Origin of the sequence: Corynebacterium sp. ACRPJ (assembly GCF_022347345.1) — a bacterium.
GTDB classification, from domain to species: Bacteria; Actinomycetota; Actinomycetes; order Mycobacteriales; family Mycobacteriaceae; genus Corynebacterium; species Corynebacterium tuberculostearicum_D.
Genome location: NZ_JAKRNC010000010.1, coordinates 54,373 through 76,211 on the forward strand (window position 1 = coordinate 54,373; position 21,839 = coordinate 76,211).

The following is a 21,839-nucleotide window of genomic DNA, read 5'->3' on the forward strand; positions in this document are numbered from 1 at the left end:
CCTAATAAGGATTTCCGGACCCCCTTTAAGTTTATGTACGTAAAACAATGAAGCCAGGGAGATTCACTCGTGAAGACCACCGTAGACAAGCTGAGCGATACCCGCGTTAAGCTCACCGTCAACGTTCCGTTTGCGGAGCTGGACCAGGAAATCGATCAAGCTTACGCGGCAATCGCGCAGCAGGTTTCTATTCCAGGTTTCCGTAAGGGCAAGGCACCGCGCCAGCTTATTGACGCACGCTTCGGCCGCGGCCCCATCCTGGAGCAGGTTGTCAACGACATGCTGCCTTCCCGCTACGAGCAGGCAGTCAAGGAAAACGATCTGAAGGTCATTGGCCAGCCGGACGTTGACATTTCCAAGATCGAAGACAAGGACTTCGTGGAGTTCACCGCCGAGGTTGATATCCGCCCTGAGTTCGAGATCCCGGACTTCTCCAAGATCTCCGTTACCGTCCCGGCCCTGAAGGCTGACGAAAAGGACGTCGACAAGGCTCTGGAGGAACTGGCAGAGCGCTTCGGTGAGCTCAAGGACACCAAGCGCAAGATGAAGACCGGCGACTACGCCATCATCGACATCACCGCTGAGATCGACGGCGAGAAGATTGAAGACGCTTCCACCGAGGGTCTTTCCTACCGCATCGGTGACGATGACCTCATCAAGGGTCTGGATACCGCCCTGCGCGGCATGAAGACCGGTGAGGATAACGAGTTCACCTCCACCATCCAGTCCGGTGAGCACAAGGATGAAGAGGCCACCATCAAGGTCCACGTCCAGCAGTCCAAGGAGCGCAAGCTGCCGGCTATGGACGATGAGTTCGCTCAGATGGCTTCTGAGTTCGACACGATGGACGAGCTGCGTGAATCCACCAAGACCCAGGTGGAGGAGACCAAGAAGGCTGAGCAGGCTGCACAGATCCGCGATGAGGTTCTGAAGTCCGCACTGTCCGAGGTTGAATTCGAGCTGCCGCAGTCCGTAGTTGACGAGCAGGCTCACTCCCAGCTGCACCAGATCCTGGGCCAGCTGGCTCACGACGAGAAGGCACTGGCTCAGCTGCTTGAGGCGCAGGGCACCTCTCGCGAGGAGTTTGATAAGCAGACTCGCGAGCAGGCAGAAGAGTCCGTCCGCACCCAGCTGTTCCTCGACGCTGTAGCAGAGAAGGAAGAGCCGGAAGTTTCCCAGCAGGAGCTGACCGACCACATCCTGTTCACTGCTCAGTCCTACGGCATGGACCCGAACCAGTTCATCCAGCAGCTGCAGTCCAACGGCCAGATCGCTAACCTCTTCTCTGACGTGCGCCGTGGCAAGGCACTGGCTGCCGCTATCTGCCGCACCACCGTCAAGGATGAAGAAGGCAACGACGTGGACGTTGACCAGTACTTCGGTGAAATCGAAGAAGAGGACGCTGCAGAAGCTTCCGAGGAGAAGTAATCTCCCGCTTGTAACGCGCTGCTGCCACATGTGTGGTGGCGAGCGCGCATGAAACCCCGGATTCAGGTAACTCAAGGATGAGCCTGAATCCGGGGTTTGTGTCATTGTGAACGCCCTCTAGGAGTCTTTGAGTACTTCGAAGAGGGCGTGATGTGTGTTGGCTGGGGATACCGCTAGCCGTTCTTGGCTCTAAAGACCTCGTCGGTCAACTGCAGGAAGCGCATAACGTAATCCTTGACAAAGTCTGCGGTACGTTGATTGAGATGTCCGGACTCTTCGAAAAGGGTGGGGGATTGGCCCAGAAATACTTCGGGCTGACCAGGGAGCGGCATGTCGAAGTAGGACAGAGCGAGGCGAAGGTTCTTCTGTGAACTGTAGCCGCCCATGCGGCCTACAGAGTGGCTAATGATACCTGCGGGAAGGTTCTTCCACGCCACATCTGAGTTGGGTTTAGAGCCGATGTCCACTGCGTTTTTGAGGCAGGCAGGGATAGTGCGGTTGTTCTCTGGCGTAATGAAGAGGATCCCGCTCGAGTTCTTGATGGTCTCGCGAAAGGTGGTGTACTCAGCCGGAGTGGGCTTGTCCGTGACGGCGGGGTCATCGTAGTCGAAGTCATAGAGCGGCAAGTCACGGATTTCCACGATGTTTGCCTCGTAGCCTTCAGGGATCATCGTGAGCACCTCGTGTGCAATCTTGCGGGCAAATGACTCTCGGCGCAGGCTGCCGACGATAACGCTGATACGTGGGGTGGTCATGGTAAACCTTCTTTCTTAGTTGGGTGTAGGGAGACGTGGTCAAGGGAGAAAAGGCTTGCAGCCAAAGGCCGGTGGTGGGCCGGCAGCGTGGGCGGCGGTGAGGAAGCCATCTACTTTGTCTCCTTCTTCATGGCGGAAGTACAGTTCGATGAGTCCTAGAAGCCCCCGAGGACGGCCTCTCGTGCGGCGGATGCATTCAACAGCCGCATGGCTGCGGGTTGGTTTCCTTCGCGGATGGCTTCAAACAGCGCGATGGTCTCAAGCCAGCTTCCTTGGTCCGGTCGCGGAAAAGGTTTAGAAATCCCAGTCATCATCACTCGTTTCTTCAGCAGTACCAATGACATAGGAGGAACCAGATCCGGAGAAGAAGTCATGGTTCTCATCTGCTCCGGGGGCTAGGGCCGCGAGGATTTCTGGGTTCACTTCCGTTTCTTCGGGCGGGAAATAATCCGGGTAGCCCAAATTCATGAGTGCCTTATTGGCGTTATAGCGAACGAACACGGCTACATCATCCATGAGTCCCAAAGGCTCATATAGCTCGCCGGAATAGTCCAGCTCTAGTGCATAAAGCTCTTCGAGCAAAGAAATGGTGAAATCATGCATCTCCTTCTGCCGTAGCGGGGTCGTGGATTCCAGACCGCGCTGATATTTGTAACCCGAGTAGTAGCCGTGCACTGCCTTGTCACGCAGAATGAGGCGGATCATGTCTGCCGTATTTGTCAGGGTGGCGTGGACAGAAAAGTGCAAGGGAAGATAGAAACCCGCGTAGAGAAGCAGCGAGGAAAGCAACGTCGATGACACCTTGCGTTTGAGTGGATCCGGCCCAAAATAGTGCGCGAGAACTTTCTTGGCGCGTGCCTGGAGAAGGTCGTTATTCACCGCCCAGCGGTATGCTTCATCAATTTCCTTTGTACTGCTCAGGGTAGAAAACACTGAAGAGTATGAACGGGCATGGACTGACTGCATGAAGGCGATGTTGGTATACACGGCCTCCTCGTGTTCGGTGCGGGCATCTTGAATCTGACAGATTTCACCCACGGTGGCCTGGACAGTATCCAGGGTGGTGAGTCCCGTGAACACCCGCATGGTGAGGTTGCGTTCCTCGGGTGTCATCTTCTGCCACGCCGGGAGATCATTAGAAAGCGGGACCTTCTCTGGCAACCAAAAGTTGGCGGTTAGACGGTTCCACACTTCAAGATCCTTGTCATCGCTCACCCGGTTCCAATTGATGGCGCGGATGCGGGCTGAAGGATCATGCCGGTAGCTCGGCGGAGTAACGGAAATGCTGGTTAGTTCAGCACTATTCGATGTTGACGACATAGCTTCTTTCTTTCTGAGTGAATGGTTGTGGACAAGGGGGAGGACCGTGCTCCTACAAAGCACAGGAGACGCAGCCTTCGACCTCGGTTCCTTGGAGCGCGGATTGGCGTAAACGGATGTAGTAGAGGGTCTTGATTCCGGCTTTCCAGGCATAGATTTGTGCCTTGTTGATGTCCCGCGTGGTGGTATCAGCGGTAAAGAACAAGGTCAGGGAAAGCCCTTGGTCCACGTGTTGGGTGGCCATGGCGTAGGTGTCGATGATTTTTTCGTATCCCACGGCGTAGGAGTCATCGAAATACTCCAGGTTGTCGTTGGTCATTTCCGGCGCGGGGTAGTACACGCGCCCCAAGCGGCCTTCCTTGCGTATTTCAATTTTGGAGGCAATTGGGTGGATGGACGCGGTGGAGTCATTGATGTAGGAAATTGATCCAGTGGGTGGAACTGCCTGCAAGTAGGCGTTGTAGATGCCGTCTTGCATCACTTGATTCTTGAGCCGTAGCCAATCCTCGCGTTGAGGGATCTGCACGCCTGCTTCGTGGAAGAGCTGTTTTACGTGTTCAGTGGCTGGCGCCCAGTCTTGGTCGATGTATTTGTCAAAGTAGGCGCCAGTGGCATAGGTGGATTCTTCGAAGCCTGTGAATCGTTGACCTTTTTCAACCGCGAGTGCATGGGATGCGCGGAGCGCATGGTAGGTCACCGTGAGGAAATAGATATTTGTAAAGTCCAGTGCCTCGGCGCAGCCATAAGGAATACGCTGTGAAGCAAGGAAGCCGTGGAGATTCATTTGGCCCAGACCAATGGCATGCATGGAAGCATTTCCGTGAGCGATGGAGGGAACAGCTTCGATATTCGTCAGGTCTGAAACCTTCGTGAGGGCACGCACTGCGGTTTCGACGGTCTCCCCGAAGTCCGGCGATTCAAAAGCCTTCGCAATGTTGAGCGAACCTAGATTGCAGGAAATATCCTGGCCAACGGTGGTGTAGTCACCCGAAGCTCCGTAGGTCGATGGCGTGTTGACCTGGAGGATTTCGCTACACAGGTTGGACATATTGATATGTCCTTTGAGGGGATTAGCGCGGTTGACCGTATCCTCAAAGAGGATGTAGGGGTATCCGGATTCAAACTGAAGCTCAGCCAGCGTGGTGAAAAACTCGCGGGCCTTAATGGTCGTGTGAGAGATTCGCGGATTGGCAACCAGCTCGTCGTAGTACTCGGTGATGGACATGTCAGACATGGCTACGCCGTACTCGCGAGCGATGTCATACGGGCTAAAAAGATGCATATCCTTGTTCTCTTTGGCCAGACGGAAGGTTATATCTGGAATAACAACCCCCAGCGAAAGAGTCTTGATGCGGACTTTCTCATCGGCATTTTCCCGCTTGGTATCCAGGAAGCGAAGAATATCTGGATGGTGCGCATGCAGGTAGACGGCTCCAGCGCCCTGCCGGGAGCCCAATTGGTTGGCATAGCTGAAGCTATCTTCGAGAATCTTCATGACTGGGACTACGCCGGAAGCCTGGTTCTCAATCTTTTTGATCGGGGCTCCGGATTCGCGCAGATTGCTTAGCAACAGGGCCACTCCACCACCGCGCTTTGATAGTTGCAGTGCAGAGTTCACGCAGCGGCCAATGCTCTCCAAATTGTCTTCGATTCGCAGGAGGAAGCAGGAGACCATTTCGCCGCGCTGGGCTTTGCCTGCGTTGAGAAAAGTAGGGGTGGCGGGCTGGAAGCGTCCGGTCATGATGTCATCCACCAGCTTTTCTGCGAGCTCTTCGTCGCCCTGTGCAAGGTATAAAGCTGTGGTGGCGACGCGTTCTTCGTAGCCTTCTAGGAATCGGGAGCCATCAAAGGTTTTCAGTGCATATGAAGTGAAGAACTTAAATGCGCCGAGGAAGGTGCGGAACTGATGCTTAACTCGATGTGCTCTGTCGTACATGGCGCACAGAAAGGCGTCATCATAAAGCTCAAGGAAATCCCGCTCGTAGTACTCGTTATCAACCAACCATTCCAAGCGTTGCTTGGTGGAATCGAACTGATGCATGCGGGGAGCGACATGGTGCGTGACATAGTCTTGTGCTGCCTGAATGTCCTTGTCAAACTGGATTTTTCCAGAAGCGTCGAACAAGTTCAGCTGCGCGTTGAGTGCGTGGTAGCTCTTGCGCTTGCCGACACCGCCGGCATTGTCTGCTGAAGCGGTGCGGGGCGTAGCGCCAATAGTCTGTGTGGGGGTGGCATCAAGAGGCCACATTGTGTTTTCCAATCTGTGTGATGCGGATGTGTTCTTCATCTTGTGGGGGATTAATGGGGTGTCATCGTTAGCTGCTTTTGCTGCTCCCAAAACTTCTGAAGGCCCTGCTTTACGGCGGCGATGTCCTTCTGGGTGCCGAGAAGCTCGAAGTGATACAGCTCCGGTACGTGGCACTTGGCGGAAATGATGCGTCCGGCGACGCAGTAAGCACTTCCGAAGTTGGTATTCCCTGAGGTAATAACGCCCCGGATAAAGGAGCGGTTGATTGGTTCATTGAGGAAGTCGATGACCTGTTTGGGGACTGCGCGTTTGAGCGAGCCGCCGCCGTAGGTGGGAACGATGAGTACGTACGGGTGTGAAACCTGGATCATCCCGGTTTTCTTGGGGCGCAGTGGAATGCGCACCGCGGGTCTATCTAAGCGTTCGACGAATCTTTTCGTGTTCTCTGAAACGCTGGAAAAGTACACCAAATCTGGTGAGTCTGACATGGCAATCCTGCTCATCCTGGCCTTAGCCATAAGTGGGGTAGGTGATATTCGAAAAGACTAACTACGCAATGCCGTAGTTGCAACTACGGTCTAACGTAGTTTTGAAAAGGGCAGGTGAGAGCAGGATTAATGCAAAGGGGGATGTCTAAAGGTTGTGGTGTGCTACAAACACTGCGTCGGTAGCTGGGCGTCCAAGTACTACCCACTGAGTGCCGCCGGCCACCTGTATTTCGAGAGAATCTGAAAAGGGCGCTCCCTCGCGCGTGCTAAGAACAGCCCCAGTGACAATGCCGCGCTCTTCAAGGAACTTCAGCAGTTGTGGGTCGGAATCAGAAATGCGTTCCACGGTCACCTGCGATTGTGCACCGCTGTCGGTGAGGCGATGCGCACTGGGGATGGTGATCTGTCCATCAACCGTAGGGATAGGATCGCCGTGCGGATCCCTAGTGGGGTAATCAAGGAACTTATCCACACGTTCTATGAGCATGTCAGACACCGCGTGTTCGAGATTTTCGGCTTCATTATGGACTTCGTCCCAAGTGTAGCCCAATGCTTGAACCAAAAAAGACTCAAGCAATCGGTGACGGCGCACCATGGCCAATGCGTACTGCCTGCCAAGTTCGGTTAACTCCACAGAGCCATAGGGCGTGTGTGACACGAGCCCTTGCTTCGCCATTTTGCGCACTGCATCGGAAACCGAGGAGAGCTTGAGTCCCAGCTGTTTCGCTATAAGTGTGGCGGTAACGGGCTCGGATGACCATTCCTTTAGCCCCCAGATAGCTTTCAAATAGTTCTGGGTACTGGTGGACAGCTCGGAAACAGACATGAGTAAATGTTAACCCAGCTTCCGTGTGCGCCTTTGGCGCTGTGGCCCAACGCTCATAGCGAACAGAGGCCAAGTTTGAGAGGAATGCCGGTAAGGTGGGGCCAGTTAAAGCATTCTTCACTTGAAGGAGAACCACTAATGTCTGAGAAGATTTCAATGAACTCGTCGTCTACGGGTATGAATCTGAGCGATAGCGTGTACGAGCGCCTGTTGCGCGAGCGCATTATCTTCCTGGGAACCCAGGTCGATGATGAGATTGCGAACAAGCTGTGCGCCCAGATCCTCCTGCTGTCCGCCGAGGACCCCACTCGCGACATTTCGCTCTACATCAACTCCCCGGGTGGCTCTGTCACTGCGGGCATGGCTATTTATGACACCATGAAGTACTCGCCGTGCGATATTGCCACGTACGGCATGGGCCTGGCTGCCTCCATGGGTCAGTTCCTGCTTTCCGGCGGCACCAAGGGCAAGCGCTACGCTCTGCCGCACGCGCGCATTATGATGCACCAGCCTTCCGCTGGTGTCGGTGGTACCGCTGCGGACATCGCCATCCAGGCTGAGCAATTTGCTCAGACCAAGCGGGAGATGGCGGAGCTCATTGCCGAGCACACCGGCCAGACCTTTGAGCAGATCACCAAGGACTCCGACCGTGACCGTTGGATGACCGCCCAACAGGCCAAGGACTACGGCATTGTTGACCACGTCATTGAGTCCGTTAACGGCCCGCTGAGCAACTAGGGAATAAGGAGAAAATCACTATGAATCAGTCCCAGATGCCAAGTTCCCGCTACGTTCTGCCGTCCTTCATTGAGCAGTCCGCACAGGGCACTAAGGAAACCAACCCGTACTCCAAGCTGTTTGAGGAGCGCATCATCTTCCTGGGTACCCAGGTCGATGACACCTCCGCTAACGACATCATGGCGCAGCTGCTGGTCCTGGAGTCCCAGGACCCAGACCGCGATATCACGATGTACATCAACTCCCCGGGCGGCTCCTTTACCGCGCTGATGGCCATCTATGACACCATGCGCTACGTCCGCCCGGACGTGCAGACCGTGTGCTTGGGCCAGGCCGCTTCGGCGGCAGCTGTGCTGCTTGCCGCCGGTGCGCCGGGCAAGCGTGCAGCTTTGCCGAACTCCCGCGTGCTCATTCACCAGCCGGCAACTCAGGGTACTCAGGGTCAGGTTTCTGATCTAGAGATCCAGGCCGCCGAGATTGAGCGCATGCGCAAGCTGATGGAAACCACCCTGTCTGAGCACACCGGTCGTACCGCTGAGCAGATCCGCATTGATACGGATCGCGATAAGATTCTGACCGCTCAGGAAGCCGTTGAATACGGCATCATCGATACGGTCTTTGATTACCGCAAGCTCAACGCTTAATTTGGAATAACTCATTCTAGGTAGCCCCTGCCGCTCAACCGAGTTCCGGTTGTGAGGCAGGGGCTTTCAGCATTGTGGGGCAGGGAAGGGGCAATGCCCGGTAATTCTTGCTGCACCCGAATGGGGTAAGTCTCTCTGCGCAATATCTGCAGGTCGTTAGGTTAATTTCTATCGTGCGACACTAAACCTATAATGGTCGATTTGTGATTTAGACCTCTAAGTGGTCATATATTCTTATGGAGAAACACACATCCGACGCGGCAGCTCAGGCCGCTGCGCCCACGCCGCAGAGCGGCGAACGCACATTCTTTGGGCACCCTTGGGGATTGGCCAACCTCTTCGGCGTGGAAATGTGGGAGCGCTTTAGCTTCTATGGCATGCAAGCCCTTGTCTTGCTGTACATGTATTACGCCACTACCGATGGTGGCCTCGGCCTAGACCGGGCGGACGCAACGTCTATCGTGGGAGCCTACGGTGGCTTGGTCTACATGGCCTGCTTGTTGGCTTCTCTTGTTGCTGACCGAGTCTTGGGTGCAGAACGCACACTGTTCTACTCGGCCAGCATGGTGATGCTTGGCCACATTGCTTTGGCGTTTATTCCCGCAATAACTGGTTTGGCCATTGGCCTCGTCCTTATCGCCATCGGCTCCGGCGGTGTTAAGACCACCGCGCAGGTCGTGCTTGGTGCCATGTACAGTCGCGATGATCCGCGCCGCGATGGTGGCTTCTCCATCTTTTATATGGGCGTTAATATCGGCGCTCTCGTTGGTCCACTGCTCACCACTGCCCTGTGGGGCTGGCAGGGTTTCCACTGGGGCTTCGGTATCGCGGCGATTGGCATGGCGCTCGGCCTGATTCAGTACTCCGTAATGCGCAAGACCACAATTAAGGACGCGGGACACGAGGTACCAAACCCGGCTAGCCCCAAGCAGCTACTTATGGGCGTGGTGGCAGTTGCTGCCGTTGTCGTGGTCATGGTGGGAGCATTGGCTATCGGAGCCATTCAGGTTGATTGGTTGTCCAATATTGTTACCGCGGTGGCTCTTGTAGCTGCAATTTATCTGTGGGTTCAGATGTATGCCTCGAAGCTGGTGACCCGCGAGGAAAAGAACCGCCTGCTCGGCTTTATCCCGATGTTCGTTTCCGGCGTGTTGTTCTTCGGCATCTTCCAGCAGCAGTTCACCGTGATGACGATTTATTCGGATGTGCGCTTGGACCGTCACATGTTTGGTTGGGAAATCCCTCCATCACTGGTGCAGTCCATTAATCCGATTTTTATTGTTATTTTCTCTGCAGTCTTTGCGACGATGTGGACGAAGCTAGGAGATAGGCAGTGGTCCACCCCGGTGAAGTTTGGTGTCGCCAATATCGTCATCGGCATCTCCCTGTTCTTCTTCCTTCCTTTCTCGGGCGGGGAAGCGAACTCCACTCCGATGTATGCCATCATCTTCATCCTCTTCCTTTTCACCATGGCGGAGCTTCTCCTATCGCCGGTGGGCAATGCCCTAGCTACCAAGGTGGCGCCGGTAGCGTTCCCGTCCCGTATGATGGCGGTATGGATGATGGCGGTCGCTATGGGTACGTCGCTGGCTGGTTCCTTGGCTGGCTTTTATACCCCAGACGATGCGGGCGCGGAAAACACCTTCTTTATCTCCCTTGGCGTTGCGTCCATCGTGCTGGGCGGCATTCTGCTTGTTCTCAGCCGCTGGGTGGTAAAGAAATTTTCCACCTTCCGTTAGGAGGTTCAAAAGCGCCCTTGAATGGGAGGTATACCGGCTCCATGGTGGTATACCTCCCTTAGTGGTTTTCATCACTTGGGCTGACCGGTCGGGCTGAGGGGATTGCTCGGTATGAGCTGGGAAAATCTATCTATTCTGAGCTTTCAAGGCGACAATTCTGCCCTCGGGTAGGTTAATTAAAGGTTGACCAAAGAAAACATTAAAGAAAAGCAATTGTCTGTAGTTTCGCGCAGGAGTAATCTGCATTTCGTCCGCGACGCGTGAAGGCGCCGTAGATGCGTACCGTGTTCATCTGTTTTCTTTCCAAGGGGCCAACGCTGTGACAGCGACTCTGATTATCCTCGGTATTGTGGTGGTAACCGCCCTTGCCTTTGACTTTACGAACGGATTTCATGACACTGCCAACGCGATGGCTACGTCCATTGCCACCGGTGCTTTGAAGCCTTTTACTGCGGTGGCAATCTCCGCAGTCCTCAACCTTGTCGGTGCTTTCCTTTCGGTCAACGTTGCTGCGACCGTGGCAAAGGGCATCGTTAACCTTGATTCCTACGACCTGTCTGGCGCCGCCGCTGACACCGATGGCCAGGCGCTTTTGATGGTCGTCTTCACCGGCCTTATCGGCGGCATCATCTGGAACCTGTTCACCTGGTTGCTGGGTATGCCGTCCAGTTCCTCCCACGCCTTGTTCGGTGGCCTCATCGGTGCCGCCTTCGCTGCGATGGGCTCGACTGGCGTGGAGTGGTCTTCCATTGCCGGCAAGATCATTATCCCAGCCGTTGCCTCGCCTATTATCGCGGCGCTGGTTTCGGCGTGTGCCACGTTCCTTATCTACTGGGTAACCAACACCATTCCCAACAAGGCGAAGAACGAGCACTTCCGCCACGGTCAGATCGTCACCGCCTGCCTGGTGTCCCTGGCGCACGGCGCTGGCGATGCGCAGAAGACCATGGGCGTTATTTTCCTGGCGCTAGTTGCCTCTGGGCATGCAGTTGCCGACGCCCGCATTCCTACCTGGGTTATCGTTTCTTGTGCTGTGGCCATCGCGGCCGGCACTCTGTCCGGCGGCTGGCGCGTTATCCGCACTCTGGGCAAGGGTCTGGTGGAGATTGAGTCCCCGCAGGGCATGGCTGCTGAAGCTACCTCCGCAGCGATCATCTTGACTTCTGCTACCGGTGGTATGGCGCTGTCCACTACCCACGTGTCCACCGGTTCCATTTTGGGTACCGGCCTGGGCCGTCGCGGTGCTGAGGTTCGCTGGGGTGTGGCCATGCGCATGGTGTCCGCATGGCTCATCACCTTGCCGTGCGCTGCGTTCGTGGGCTTTGCTACCTGGTGGTTGGCACACGGCGTCTCCTCCTTTACCAACGTAGCAACCGGCGCCATCGTGGACTTCGTCTTGCTGCTGGCAATGGCCGCACTCATCGTTATCCGCTCCCGCATGAACCCGGTGGATGCTTCCAACGTCAACAACGACTGGGATCCAAACTCCGAGTCCGTGGATTCCTCCATGGGTGCGGGCTCTGACCGCAAGGAGCCAGTTGCTGCCGGCGCCGCACCAGTGTCCGCAACCAAGGCGGAGGATGCCTCCGCGCCGTCTACTGCTCAAGAGGAGCGCTAAACCATGACTGCTGCAGAAATCTTCCAGTCCCTCATTCACGTTGCAGGCTTGGCGCTGGTCTTCGGCGCTGGCATTCCGCTCCTGTTCTCTCTGGGCATGCGGTGCATGACCGGTGACCCAATTCGTGACGACAACGGCGTTGTCGTGGGCGATACTCCGGCAAGTACGCAGATGAAGGTACTGGGCTGGACCGTCTATGCGGTGTTGGCCGTAGTCATTCTCGTGGCCATCATGTGGATTGCTCGCGATACGCTGGACCACTACTTCGGCTTTACGCCGTTCGGTGACCTATAAAGAATCCTCCTGCCCGAGGGTAAACCTTCCGTGTGATGCGCGGCACACTTTTCTAAAGTTAACAAAAGGTTAACTTTAAGCGACCTAGGGGTTGCTTAGTGGAAGTGTGCCGCGTATATTCTTCTCTATCAAACAGAGAGAAAGCCACATGGAGGTGTGAGAAATGAACAAGATGCGTACTTTGATGGACGGCATCGCTGATGCGTTCAAGGGCTCCACCACTGGAACCGGCCTGGACACCGTTTCAGAAGCTCCGGTTCGCGCTTTGGTGGCAGAAACCCTGCTTGACGCTGATAAGACCCCTGCTACTACCAAGGACGTAGCAGAGGCACTAGAAACCGTCACCGGTCATGCTCCGGATGAACACGAGATGCTCGATGCAGAACTTTTCCTGCTCGACTTCGATTGGCTGCAGTAAGCAGCACCTGAATGAAATCCCCACGAGGCCCCTTGCCGCACACTGTGTAGCAGGGGGCTTTGTGCTGCGTGGGGCACACGGGGGCGTCGGCAAGCGCGGCTAATCGCGCGGCGGCAGGATGGCCTCAGGGGTTTCGGGCAGGAGCTGGCCGCCATCGATAATAAGGGTTTGGCCGGTGATATAGCCTGCCTCTTCCGAAGCCAGGAAGGCCGCTGCGTTGCCAATATCGCGTGGGGTGCCCAGGCGGTGCAGCGGTACCGAGCGCGTCATTTGATCGAGGTACTCCTGGCCTTGGGCCTCGAGGCCCTCGGTGAGGATATTGCCTGGGAGAACGCCGTTGATGGTGATGCCATCGCGGGCCACTTCGAGCGCGGCCGAACGCATAAAGCCTTGTTGCGCGGCCTTGGAAGCGCCGTAGTGGGCCCAACCGGGAAAGCCCGTGTGCGAGCCGGTGATAGATGTGGTGATGACGATTCGTCCATAGCGGCGTTGCTTGAGGTAGGGGAGCGCCTCTTGGACCACCTTGAAAGTGCCGTGGGTGTTGATGGCAAACATCGCCTCCCACTTATCATCGGTCATCTCTGCCAGCGGGCAGTTGGGAAAGACGCCAGCATTGGAGCACACAATGTCGAAGCCGCCGTGCTCGGCAGTGACCTGGCGGTACATGTCCTTAACCGAAGTGCGGTCGGTGACGTCCACGCGAATGGCGCTGGCACCCAACTCCTTAGCGGTAGCGGTGGCGTGGTCTAGGTCGATATCGGCGATGACAACGGTGGCGCCGGCCTCTCGCAGCGCGGCGACAATGCCGCGGCCAATGCCGGAGGCGCCGCCGGTGACAACGGCTACCCGGCCTGTGAGATCGAACATGATGCTCCTGTTCCTAAAAGGGGTGGGATGAGGGTGATTTCACCTTCTAGTTTAGGCCGCAAGAGCAGGAAAGGCCTGGGAAATTCGCCACGCGGGAGGGAATGAATGAAGGGCCTGTCGGGTTGATTTACTAAGGTAGAAACAGATGAAGATTAAGCCGCTCGGAAGGGTAGAATCATCCTTCCAACTGTGAATAGCGGTACGAAAAGCGAGTGTGAAAGAACTTAATGGCACGTATGCAAGAAAGCGCTGACCTGCTCAAGTGTTCCTTTTGTGGCAAGAGTCAGAAGCAGGTGAAAAAGCTCATCGCCGGCGGCGGTGTCTACATCTGCGACGAGTGCATCGAGCTATGCAATGAGATCATCGAAGAGGAACTGGGCCAAGAGCAGGCGCAAGAATCCTCTGATGCAGAGGTGCGCCTGCCTCGACCCTCGCAGATTTCCGCCTTCCTAGACAAATATGTCATTGGCCAAGACAAGGCCAAGCGTGTGCTGTCTGTGGCGGTCTATAACCACTACAAGCGCATCAAGGCCGAAGAGTCGGCCGCGTTGGAGGCCCGCCGCAAGAAGGCCGAGGGCGATGAGGTGGAGATCTCTAAGTCCAATATCTTGATGCTGGGCCCCACCGGTTCCGGTAAGACCTACCTGGCGCAGACCTTGGCCCGGCTTCTCGATGTCCCCTTTGCCATTGCCGATGCCACCAGCCTCACCGAGGCCGGCTACGTAGGCGAAGACGTGGAAAATATCCTCCTGAAGCTGCTGCAGGCCGCGGACTTTGACGTGGAGCGTGCCCAGCGCGGCATCATCTACGTCGATGAGGTGGACAAGATTTCCCGTAAGTCGGAGAACCCGTCCATTACCCGCGACGTCTCCGGTGAGGGCGTGCAGCAGGCGCTGCTGAAGATCCTGGAAGGCACCGTGGCGGCCATCCCGCCGCAAGGCGGCCGCAAGCACCCGAATCAGGAGTTTATCCAGCTGGATACCTCCAATATTTTGTTCATCGTGGCCGGCGCATTCGCGGGCCTGGATCAGGTCATTGCGGATCGCGTGGGCAAGAAGGGCGTGGGTTTTGGAGCCAACCTGGATACCAAGGACGAGCGCGAAAAGGTCGATCTCTTCTCCCAGGTACGGCCTGAGGACCTAGTGAAGTTCGGTCTTATTCCAGAGTTCATCGGCCGCCTGCCGGTCGTGGCCACGGTGGATAACCTGGACCGTGAATCTTTGGTCAAGGTGCTCACCGAGCCCAAGAACTCCCTGGTTAAGCAGTACAGCCGCCTCTTTGAGATGGATGACTGCGAATTGGACATCGAGCCAGCGGCATTGGATGCCATCGCGGAGCTCGCCTTGGAGCGCAAGACGGGTGCGCGTGGCCTGCGCGCCATCATGGAAGAGCTTTTGGTCCCAGTCATGTACGACCTGCCAGACCGCGAGGATATTGCCACGGTACACATCACGTCGGAGTGCGTGACCGAGGGAGCGGAGCCGCAGTTTAGCTATAAGGATGAGGCAAAGGAATCCGCTTAAGCCGGCGCTATTACTCCTCGTTGTAGATATCCTGCGGGGAGGCCTCGTCGCCTTCCTTGGTATCGAACGAGGACGAGGTGAGGTAGGACTCGTGGCCTGAGTCCGGAATATTGGCGGTCAAAAACGCCAGCACAGCATCGACGGTGAGCCTATGCATGCCGTCGATATTTTCTTGGGTATTGAAGTTCACGCCCAGCATGTTTTCCACCATCACCTGGTTTGTCACGCGGTAAACCGTCAACGAGGAAATCAGGGTGAAGATGTCATTGGCGGAAATGCCGGGGCGGAAGGCGCCGGCGTCTTGGCCCAAGAGCAGCAGGCGGTCAAGGTGGAGGGCTACCCCGGCGACGTCGGCAATAGCCTGCTGTGCCGGGTCCACAATCTGCTGGTTAGTTTCCCATACCAGCATGCGAATGGCCTCCGGGTTGGCTACGCGCTCGCGGAAGAGCCAATCCACCAACTTGCGCACGCCTTCGACCGGAACTGCGGTATCGATTTCCAGGGCATCCTCAGGTGGATTAAGGCGCTGCGCGGCGGTGCTCAGCGCACGCAGGTACAAGCCCTTCTTATCGCCAAAGTGGTAATGAATCATGCGCTTGGACATGCCGGATTCTTGGGCGATGGTCTCTAGCTTGGTTTCTGTAAAGCCAAAACGGGAGAACTGCTTGATCGCAACGTCCACCACGGAGTCAATGCTGACGGATTCCGCGTGGGCAGCGTGAGGAGAATCCGCCTGGTCTGCAGCCTGCAGTGGGTCAGTATTCTCAGTGCTCATTGCGTAAGTCCTTAATCCTTGCGGCGCGGCGGTGGCGCGGTGAACTGATGTCTAATAGTGCGGGAGTTGGCAATCCCTCTGCATTCTGGGTGTGCAGCGTGGGGGAGTGTCCCGCATTTCCTTTTCCTATCATGCCCGATTAATCACCCCGTGCGGGAGTATCTGGCCCATTGGGGGCGCTAATTTGGAGGTGAATGGGGGTAATTTAACGCAAGTGCCCTAGATTTTCCCTCCAAAAGAGGGGGCCAGATTCACAGCGCGGAGGCTGGCGGTGGGGCTAAGCTCGGGGATGAATTACATTGTCGCAGCCCTGATTGAGGAGGCTTTTACATCATGACTCAGCCCGTCAAGATCACTGTCACCGGCGCCGCCGGCAACATCGCGTATTCGCTGCTGTGGCGCATCGCTGCCGGCGATGTGTACGGAAAAGACACCCCGGTAGACCTAGCATTGCTGGAAATTCCCGCTGCGGTGGATAAGGCCCAAGGCGTAGCCATGGAGCTCAACGACTCCGCCCTGCCGTTGGTTAACTCCATTACGGTTACTGATGGTCTTAAGGAAGCCTTTGAAAACACCTCGGCCGCCTTCCTTGTCGGCGCTCGCCCGCGCAGTAAGGGAATGGAGCGCGCCGACCTGCTGGAGGCTAATGGCGCCATCTTCACCAAGCAAGGCAAGGCCATCAATGACTACGCCGCGCGCGATGTCCGTGTGCTCGTGGTGGGCAACCCGGCTAATACCAATGCCCTCATCGCGGCGAATAATGCTCCCGATTTGGATGATTCCCAGTTCACTGCCCTCATGCGCCTGGACCACAACCGCACCCTGAGCCAGCTCGCGCTAAAGACGGGCAAGTCCACCACCGATTTCACCAAAGTGGCGGTCTGGGGCAACCACTCCGCCAGCCAGTTCCCGGATATCACCTACTCCAACGCTGAGGTGGACCAGGACTGGTACCGCGAGGAAATGGTCCCCAAGGTGGCCAAGCGCGGTGCGGAGATTATTGAGGTACGCGGCAGCTCCTCGGCCGCATCGGCGGCGTCGGCAGCCGTGGAGCACATGCATGACTGGATTCATGGCACCGAGGACTGGCGCACCGCGGCGGTGCCATCGGACGGATCCTACGGCGTCGACAAGGGCCTTATTTGCGGATTCCCCACGGTCAGCCGCAACGGCCAGTGGGAGATCGTGCAGGGACTGGAGCTTAGCGAGTTCCAAAAAGAGCGCATCGAGGCCTCTGTGGCCGAGCTGCGCGAGGAGCGCAAGGCCGTGGCGGACCTGCTCTAAAACCCGCTTGGTGCGCACCTCATACTCGGTGCGCACCCTGCCTGGCTGAGCCGGTTGACGTGCAAGGTAGAATCGGCCAGGTGACTGAGCAAAATAATGAGCAATTAGTTGGTACCAACCGCGCCGATGCGCTGCCCAAGTCGTGGGAGCCGCAGGCCGTAGAGAAGGACCTCTATGAGGGCTGGGTAGAAAAGGGCTACTTCACCCCGGATGCGAATTCGGAGGCCGAGCCTTATTCCATCGTGCTGCCGCCGCCAAATGTGACCGGCCAGCTGCACATGGGCCACGCCCTGGACCACACGCTGATTGATTCCATTATCCGCCGCAAGCGCATGCAGGGCTACGCCACCCTGTGGCTGCCCGGTGCCGATCACGCCGGCATTGCCACCCAGACCAAGGTCGAGGCCAAGCTCAAGGAGACCGAGGGCAAAAAGCGCTGGGACTATGAGCGCGAAGAATTCATTGGCAAGGTCTGGGAGTGGAAGGAGCAGTACGGCGGCACCATCCAGAACCAGATGCGCGCCATCGGTGACTCCGTGGACTGGACCCGCGAGCGGTTCACCTTGGATGATGGCCTCTCCCGCGCCGTCCAGACCATCTTTAAGAACCTCTACGATGAGGGCATGATCTACCAGGCCAACCGCCTGGTGAACTGGTCGCCGGTGCTTGAGACCGCCGTCTCCGATATCGAGGTGGTGTACAAGGACGTCGAGGGCGAGCTGGTGTCCATCCGCTATGGCTCGCTCAATGACGATGAACCGCACCTCATCGTGGCCACCACCCGTGTGGAGACCATGCTGGGTGACGTCGCCATTGCCGTCCACCCCGACGATGAGCGCTATGCCGACTTGGTGGGCAAGGAGCTGTCGCACCCGTTCCGCGATGACCTGACGCTCAAGATCATCGCCGATGATTACGTGGACATGGAATTCGGTACCGGCGCGGTGAAGATCACCCCGGCGCACGACCCGAATGACTACGCGATGGGCACCCGCCATGACTTGGATATGCCCACGGTCATCGATACCACCGGCCACATTGCCAATACCGGTACCCGCTTCGACGGCCTGACCCGCGAGGAAGCACGCGTGGAGATCCGGGAAGCGCTGCGCGAGCAGGGCCGCATTGTTAAGGAAATCCGCCCATACGTCCACTCCGTGGGCCACTCGGAGCGCTCCGGCGAGCCCATCGAGCCGCGCCTGTCCCTGCAGTGGTTCGTGGACGTGGCCAAGATGGCCAAGGCCTCTGGCGACGCCGTGCGCGAGGGCGATACCACCTTGCACCCGCAGTCGCTCGAGCCGCGCTACTTCGAGTGGGTCGATGACATGCACGATTGGTGCATCTCCCGCCAGTTGTGGTGGGGCCACCGCATTCCTATCTGGTACGGGCCAGAAGGCGAGGACGGCCAGCGAGACATCGTCTGTGTCGGCCCAGACGAGGAGCCACCGGCAGGATACGAGCAGGATCCGGACGTGCTGGATACCTGGTTCTCCTCCGCGCTGTGGCCATTTTCCACCCTGGGCTGGCCAGAAAAGACCCCAGATCTGGAGAAGTTCTATCCCACCAACGTGCTGGTCACCGCCTACGACATTTTGTTCTTCTGGGTGGCCCGCATGATGATGTTTGGCACCTTTGCCGGCAGCCACACCCCGGAGCTTTTGGGTGAGGGCACCGATGGCCGCCCGCAGGTTCCGTTCAAGGATCTGTACCTGCACGGCCTGGTCCGCGATGAGCAGGGCCGCAAGATGTCCAAGTCCTTGGGCAACGGCATTGACCCGATGGATTGGGTGCGCGATTACGGTGCGGATGCGCTGCGCTTTACCCTTGCCCGCGGCGCCAACCCCGGCGTGGACCTGCCGCTTGGCTCCGACGCCGCCGCGGCCGCCCGCAACTTTGCTACCAAGCTTTTTAACGCCACCAAGTTCGCGCTCATGAACGGCGCTGGAGTGGCCACGCTGCCGAACCGCACGGAGCTTAGCGACGCCGACCGGTGGATCCTCGACCGCGCCGAAGAAGTCCGCGCCAAGGTGGATGCCTACCTGGATGACTACCAGTTTGCTAAGGCCAACGAGCTGCTCTACCACTTCACCTGGGACGAGCTGTGTGACTGGTACCTGGAGATTGCCAAGACCCAGATCCCGCGCGATGGCGTAAGCGAGCAGGGCCGCAATACCCAAATCGTGTTGGGCCGCGTGCTCGACGTCGTCCTGCGCCTGCTGCACCCGACCATGCCATTCGTTACCGAGGTGCTGTGGAAGGCGCTGACCGGCGGCGAGTCCATCGTCGTTGCGCCGTGGCCTACCGTTGCCGATACCAATGGTGGCGCTACCAAGGATGAGGTAGCCGCCCGCCGCATCGAGGACGCCGATAAGCTCATCACCGAGCTGCGCCGCTTCCGCTCCGACCAGGGCGTAAAGCCTTCCCAGAAGGTGCCGGGCCGCCTCGACTTCGCCGCAGCGGATCTCGCCGGCCAAGAGGAACTGGTGCGCAACCTGGCCAATACCACCGCCCCGGGCGAGGATTTCGATCCTTCCGCCTCCATCGAGGTGCGTCTTTCCCAGGCCACCGTGGAGGTCACCCTGGATACCCACGGCGCCGTGGATGTAGAAGCCGAGCGCAAGCGCCTGGAGAAGGATCTGGCCAAGGCGAATAAGGAACTGGAGCAGACGGGCAAGAAGCTGGGCAACGAGAACTTCTTGTCTAAGGCGCCGGAAGAAGTGGTCAATAAGATCAAGGAGCGCCAGCAGGTTGCCCGCGAAGAGGTCGAGCGCATCACCAGCCGTTTGGAGGGCCTGAAGTAGTGGCGGACAAGGACAAGGAGACTGAGGACTTCGAAATCGTCGATGCCCTCAAAGAAGGCACCGATGGTGGCCCGGTGGAAATCACCGAGTCCGGCCTGACTCTCAACTTGGGCATGGGCAGCGAGGACGAGTACAACGAGGCCGCACCGCAAGAGGTGTCGGCCGAAGAGCTGCGCGCCCTAGCGGAGGTAGAAGAAGAGCTCAATGAGCGCTGGCCGGAAACCAAGATTGAGCCTTCCCTCGACCGCATCGAGATGCTCATGGATCTGCTTGGCCACCCTGAGCGTTCTTTCGATGTCATCCACATTGCCGGCACCAACGGCAAGTCCTCTACCGCACGCATGGTGGATTCGCTCCTGCGCGCCTTCCACCGCCGTGTCGGCCTTGTCACCAGCCCGCACCTGCAGCGCGTCACGGAGCGCATCGGCATCGATGGCCAGCCTATCCACCCGCGCGATTATGTGCGCATCTGGCACGAGATCAAGCCTTTTGTGGAGATGGTCGATGCCCAGTCGGACGTTCCCATGTCCAAGTTCGAGGTCCTTGTCGGCTTGTCCTATGCCGCGTTTGCCGACGCTCCCGTGGACGTCGCCGTTGTTGAAGTCGGCCTCGGCGGCCGGTGGGATGCCACCAACGTGGTCAACGCGGACGTCTCCGTCATTACTCCGGTGGGCTTGGACCACACGGATTACCTGGGCGATACCCTCGCAGCGATTGCTGGTGAAAAGGCCGGCATTATCAAGCCGCGCGAGGATGCCGATGATCCGCTGACTCCCAATGAAAACATCGTGGTTATCGCGGAACAGGACCCTGAGGCAATGCGGGTTATCCTGCAGCAGGCCGTGGACGTGGAGGCGGGCGTCGCCCGCTCCGGCTCCGAATTTGCTGCCCTCGAGTCCCGCATCGCCGTCGGTGGTCAGCAGGTCAACATCCAGGGCCTTGGCGGCCTGTACGAGGATATTTTCCTGCCCCTGCACGGCGAGCACCAAGCCAAGAATTCCGCCGTGGCTCTTGCTGCGGTGGAGGCGTTCTTCGGCGCCTCGGCCGGCCACCCGCTGGATGTTGCGACCGTGCGCAATGGTTTTGCCCAAGCGATTTCACCCGGCCGCCTGGAGCGCGTGCGCACCTCACCAACGACGTTTATTGACGCCGCCCATAATCCACATGGCGCCAAGGCCCTCGGGTCTGCGCTGGACCGCGATTTCGATTTCGCCCGCCTCATCGGTGTGCTCTCTATTTTTGCGGATAAGGACGCCACCGGCATCCTCACCGCACTAGAGCCTTACCTCACCGAGGTCGTCATCACCCAAAACTCCTCGCCGCGCGCCCTCGATGCCTACGACTTGGCAGAGACCGCCCGCGATATCTTTGGCGAGGAACGCGTGCACGTAGCCGATAACCTGCCGGGCGCCTATGCCCAGGCCGTGGAGCTTGCCGAGGACGCCGAGGTCCAGTCCGGCTCCGGCATCATCATCACTGGTTCGGTCGTCACCGCTGGTGATGCCCGCGCGATGTTTGGAAAGGAACCTGCATGAGCCGCGATAATCACCACCCGCGCGGGGAACACCAGCCTCGCCCGCCCCGCCGCACCCGCGGCCGTGGCCGCGAAGAACAGATCCCGGAAAGCGAGATCGGCCCGCTTGGCATGGGCCAAGCCCCAGTCAAGGACCCACTCAAAAGCTTCAACGGGATGGTCATTGCCAGCTCTCTGACCATGGAGGCGCTCGCCCTATCTTTCGCGCTGCCGATGCTCTACAAGCTCTATGACGGTACGTTGTGGACCCCCTTCAACTACGGCTTTGTCATCGCCGCAGTGGTATTCCACCTCGTGATGATCGCGTTCATGAATAAGAAGTGGGCGCTGTCCGTCATCGTATGGGCGCAGCTGTTGTGCGTCATTGTGGGCTTTATGGTCCACTGGGCTGTGGCCGCCATCTTCATCATCTTTGGCATGGAGTGGCTGCTGGCCGTCTACCTGCGCAGCAACCTCATTGCCCGCATGAAGCGCGGATACCTCACCACGCAGCACCTCAACGAGAAATAGGCTCGATACCGCCGGCGGGTGGGGCAGAC

The 21,839-nt window shown here is 57.8% G+C and carries 19 protein-coding genes; 12 read left to right on the forward strand and 7 right to left on the reverse strand.

Annotation, left to right across the window (positions count from 1 at the left end):
• Positions 1 to 69: 69 nt before the first annotated feature.
• On the forward strand, positions 70 to 1,428 hold the full coding sequence (gene tig, locus MHY08_RS08085; RefSeq protein WP_239236230.1) for a trigger factor: 1,359 nt from the start codon (positions 70 to 72) through the stop codon (positions 1,426 to 1,428).
• 173 nt (positions 1,429 to 1,601) lie between these two features.
• Here the strand turns inward: tig and MHY08_RS08090 are convergent, their stop codons facing one another.
• The 5 genes from MHY08_RS08090 to MHY08_RS11705 all read right to left on the reverse strand — a co-directional run bounded on the left by MHY08_RS08090 (position 1,602) and on the right by MHY08_RS11705 (position 7,065).
• Positions 1,602 to 2,183, reverse strand: a complete 582-nt coding sequence (locus MHY08_RS08090) for an NADPH-dependent FMN reductase (RefSeq protein ID WP_239236231.1) — start codon at positions 2,181 to 2,183, stop codon at positions 1,602 to 1,604.
• A 294-nt stretch (positions 2,184 to 2,477) separates the two neighbouring features.
• Positions 2,478 to 3,503 (reverse strand): class 1b ribonucleoside-diphosphate reductase subunit beta, encoded by a 1,026-nt coding sequence (nrdF, locus tag MHY08_RS08095; RefSeq protein ID WP_023020918.1) that lies wholly within the window; start codon positions 3,501 to 3,503, stop codon positions 2,478 to 2,480.
• Between the two features lie 52 nt (positions 3,504 to 3,555).
• On the reverse strand, positions 3,556 to 5,751 hold the full coding sequence (nrdE, locus tag MHY08_RS08100) for a class 1b ribonucleoside-diphosphate reductase subunit alpha (protein ID WP_005324048.1): 2,196 nt from the start codon (positions 5,749 to 5,751) through the stop codon (positions 3,556 to 3,558).
• A gap of 50 nt (positions 5,752 to 5,801) precedes the next feature.
• Positions 5,802 to 6,269: a class Ib ribonucleoside-diphosphate reductase assembly flavoprotein NrdI gene (nrdI, locus tag MHY08_RS08105; protein WP_239236232.1), complete on the reverse strand. Its 468-nt coding sequence runs from the start codon at positions 6,267 to 6,269 to the stop codon at positions 5,802 to 5,804.
• Between the two features lie 115 nt (positions 6,270 to 6,384).
• A complete protein-coding gene (locus MHY08_RS11705) occupies positions 6,385 to 7,065 on the reverse strand; it encodes a metal-dependent transcriptional regulator (protein WP_284596656.1) in 681 nt (226 codons plus the stop codon).
• A gap of 138 nt (positions 7,066 to 7,203) precedes the next feature.
• Between MHY08_RS11705 and MHY08_RS08125 the strand changes: the two genes are divergently transcribed.
• The 6 genes from MHY08_RS08125 (at position 7,204) to MHY08_RS08150 (ending at position 12,516) form a co-directional block, all read left to right on the forward strand.
• Positions 7,204 to 7,803, forward strand: coding sequence for an ATP-dependent Clp protease proteolytic subunit (locus tag MHY08_RS08125; RefSeq protein WP_005324051.1), 600 nt, complete (start codon positions 7,204 to 7,206; stop codon positions 7,801 to 7,803).
• A 20-nt stretch (positions 7,804 to 7,823) separates the two neighbouring features.
• Positions 7,824 to 8,447, forward strand: a complete 624-nt coding sequence (locus tag MHY08_RS08130; RefSeq protein WP_005324052.1) for an ATP-dependent Clp protease proteolytic subunit — start codon at positions 7,824 to 7,826, stop codon at positions 8,445 to 8,447.
• A gap of 236 nt (positions 8,448 to 8,683) precedes the next feature.
• The gene (locus tag MHY08_RS08135; RefSeq protein ID WP_239236233.1) at positions 8,684 to 10,186 is read left to right on the forward strand and encodes a peptide MFS transporter; all 1,503 of its coding nucleotides are present in this window, start codon (positions 8,684 to 8,686) and stop codon (positions 10,184 to 10,186) included.
• A 319-nt stretch (positions 10,187 to 10,505) separates the two neighbouring features.
• On the forward strand, positions 10,506 to 11,804 hold the full coding sequence (locus tag MHY08_RS08140; protein WP_239192327.1) for an inorganic phosphate transporter: 1,299 nt from the start codon (positions 10,506 to 10,508) through the stop codon (positions 11,802 to 11,804).
• A gap of 3 nt (positions 11,805 to 11,807) precedes the next feature.
• The gene (locus tag MHY08_RS08145) at positions 11,808 to 12,098 is read left to right on the forward strand and encodes a hypothetical protein (protein ID WP_005324056.1); all 291 of its coding nucleotides are present in this window, start codon (positions 11,808 to 11,810) and stop codon (positions 12,096 to 12,098) included.
• A gap of 163 nt (positions 12,099 to 12,261) precedes the next feature.
• On the forward strand, positions 12,262 to 12,516 hold the full coding sequence (locus MHY08_RS08150; RefSeq protein ID WP_005324057.1) for a hypothetical protein: 255 nt from the start codon (positions 12,262 to 12,264) through the stop codon (positions 12,514 to 12,516).
• Between the two features lie 99 nt (positions 12,517 to 12,615).
• Here the strand turns inward: MHY08_RS08150 and fabG are convergent, their stop codons facing one another.
• The gene (gene fabG, locus MHY08_RS08155; protein WP_239192330.1) at positions 12,616 to 13,383 is read right to left on the reverse strand and encodes a 3-oxoacyl-ACP reductase FabG; all 768 of its coding nucleotides are present in this window, start codon (positions 13,381 to 13,383) and stop codon (positions 12,616 to 12,618) included.
• A 227-nt stretch (positions 13,384 to 13,610) separates the two neighbouring features.
• On the opposite strand from fabG, the gene clpX reads away from it, so the two are divergent.
• Entirely contained in the window at positions 13,611 to 14,906 is a 1,296-nt protein-coding gene (gene clpX, locus MHY08_RS08160; RefSeq protein WP_204611160.1) for an ATP-dependent Clp protease ATP-binding subunit ClpX, read from the forward strand.
• Positions 14,907 to 14,916: 10 nt separating this feature from the next.
• Here the strand turns inward: clpX and MHY08_RS08165 are convergent, their stop codons facing one another.
• Positions 14,917 to 15,681, reverse strand: coding sequence for a TetR/AcrR family transcriptional regulator (locus MHY08_RS08165; RefSeq protein ID WP_204611162.1), 765 nt, complete (start codon positions 15,679 to 15,681; stop codon positions 14,917 to 14,919).
• A 333-nt stretch (positions 15,682 to 16,014) separates the two neighbouring features.
• Here MHY08_RS08165 and MHY08_RS08170 point away from each other — a divergent pair, with 333 nt between their 5' ends.
• The 4 genes from MHY08_RS08170 to MHY08_RS08185 all read left to right on the forward strand — a co-directional run bounded on the left by MHY08_RS08170 (position 16,015) and on the right by MHY08_RS08185 (position 21,810).
• Positions 16,015 to 16,965 (forward strand): malate dehydrogenase, encoded by a 951-nt coding sequence (locus tag MHY08_RS08170; protein ID WP_239230297.1) that lies wholly within the window; start codon positions 16,015 to 16,017, stop codon positions 16,963 to 16,965.
• A gap of 80 nt (positions 16,966 to 17,045) precedes the next feature.
• Positions 17,046 to 19,766, forward strand: coding sequence for a valine--tRNA ligase (locus tag MHY08_RS08175; protein WP_239230307.1), 2,721 nt, complete (start codon positions 17,046 to 17,048; stop codon positions 19,764 to 19,766).
• Positions 19,766 to 21,301, forward strand: coding sequence for a folylpolyglutamate synthase/dihydrofolate synthase family protein (locus MHY08_RS08180; RefSeq protein WP_239230309.1), 1,536 nt, complete (start codon positions 19,766 to 19,768; stop codon positions 21,299 to 21,301). The genes MHY08_RS08175 and MHY08_RS08180 overlap by 1 nt, the downstream gene beginning before the upstream one ends.
• The gene (locus MHY08_RS08185) at positions 21,298 to 21,810 is read left to right on the forward strand and encodes a DUF4233 domain-containing protein (RefSeq protein ID WP_005324066.1); all 513 of its coding nucleotides are present in this window, start codon (positions 21,298 to 21,300) and stop codon (positions 21,808 to 21,810) included. The genes MHY08_RS08180 and MHY08_RS08185 overlap by 4 nt, the downstream gene beginning before the upstream one ends.
• The last annotated feature ends 29 nt before the right edge of the window (positions 21,811 to 21,839 follow it).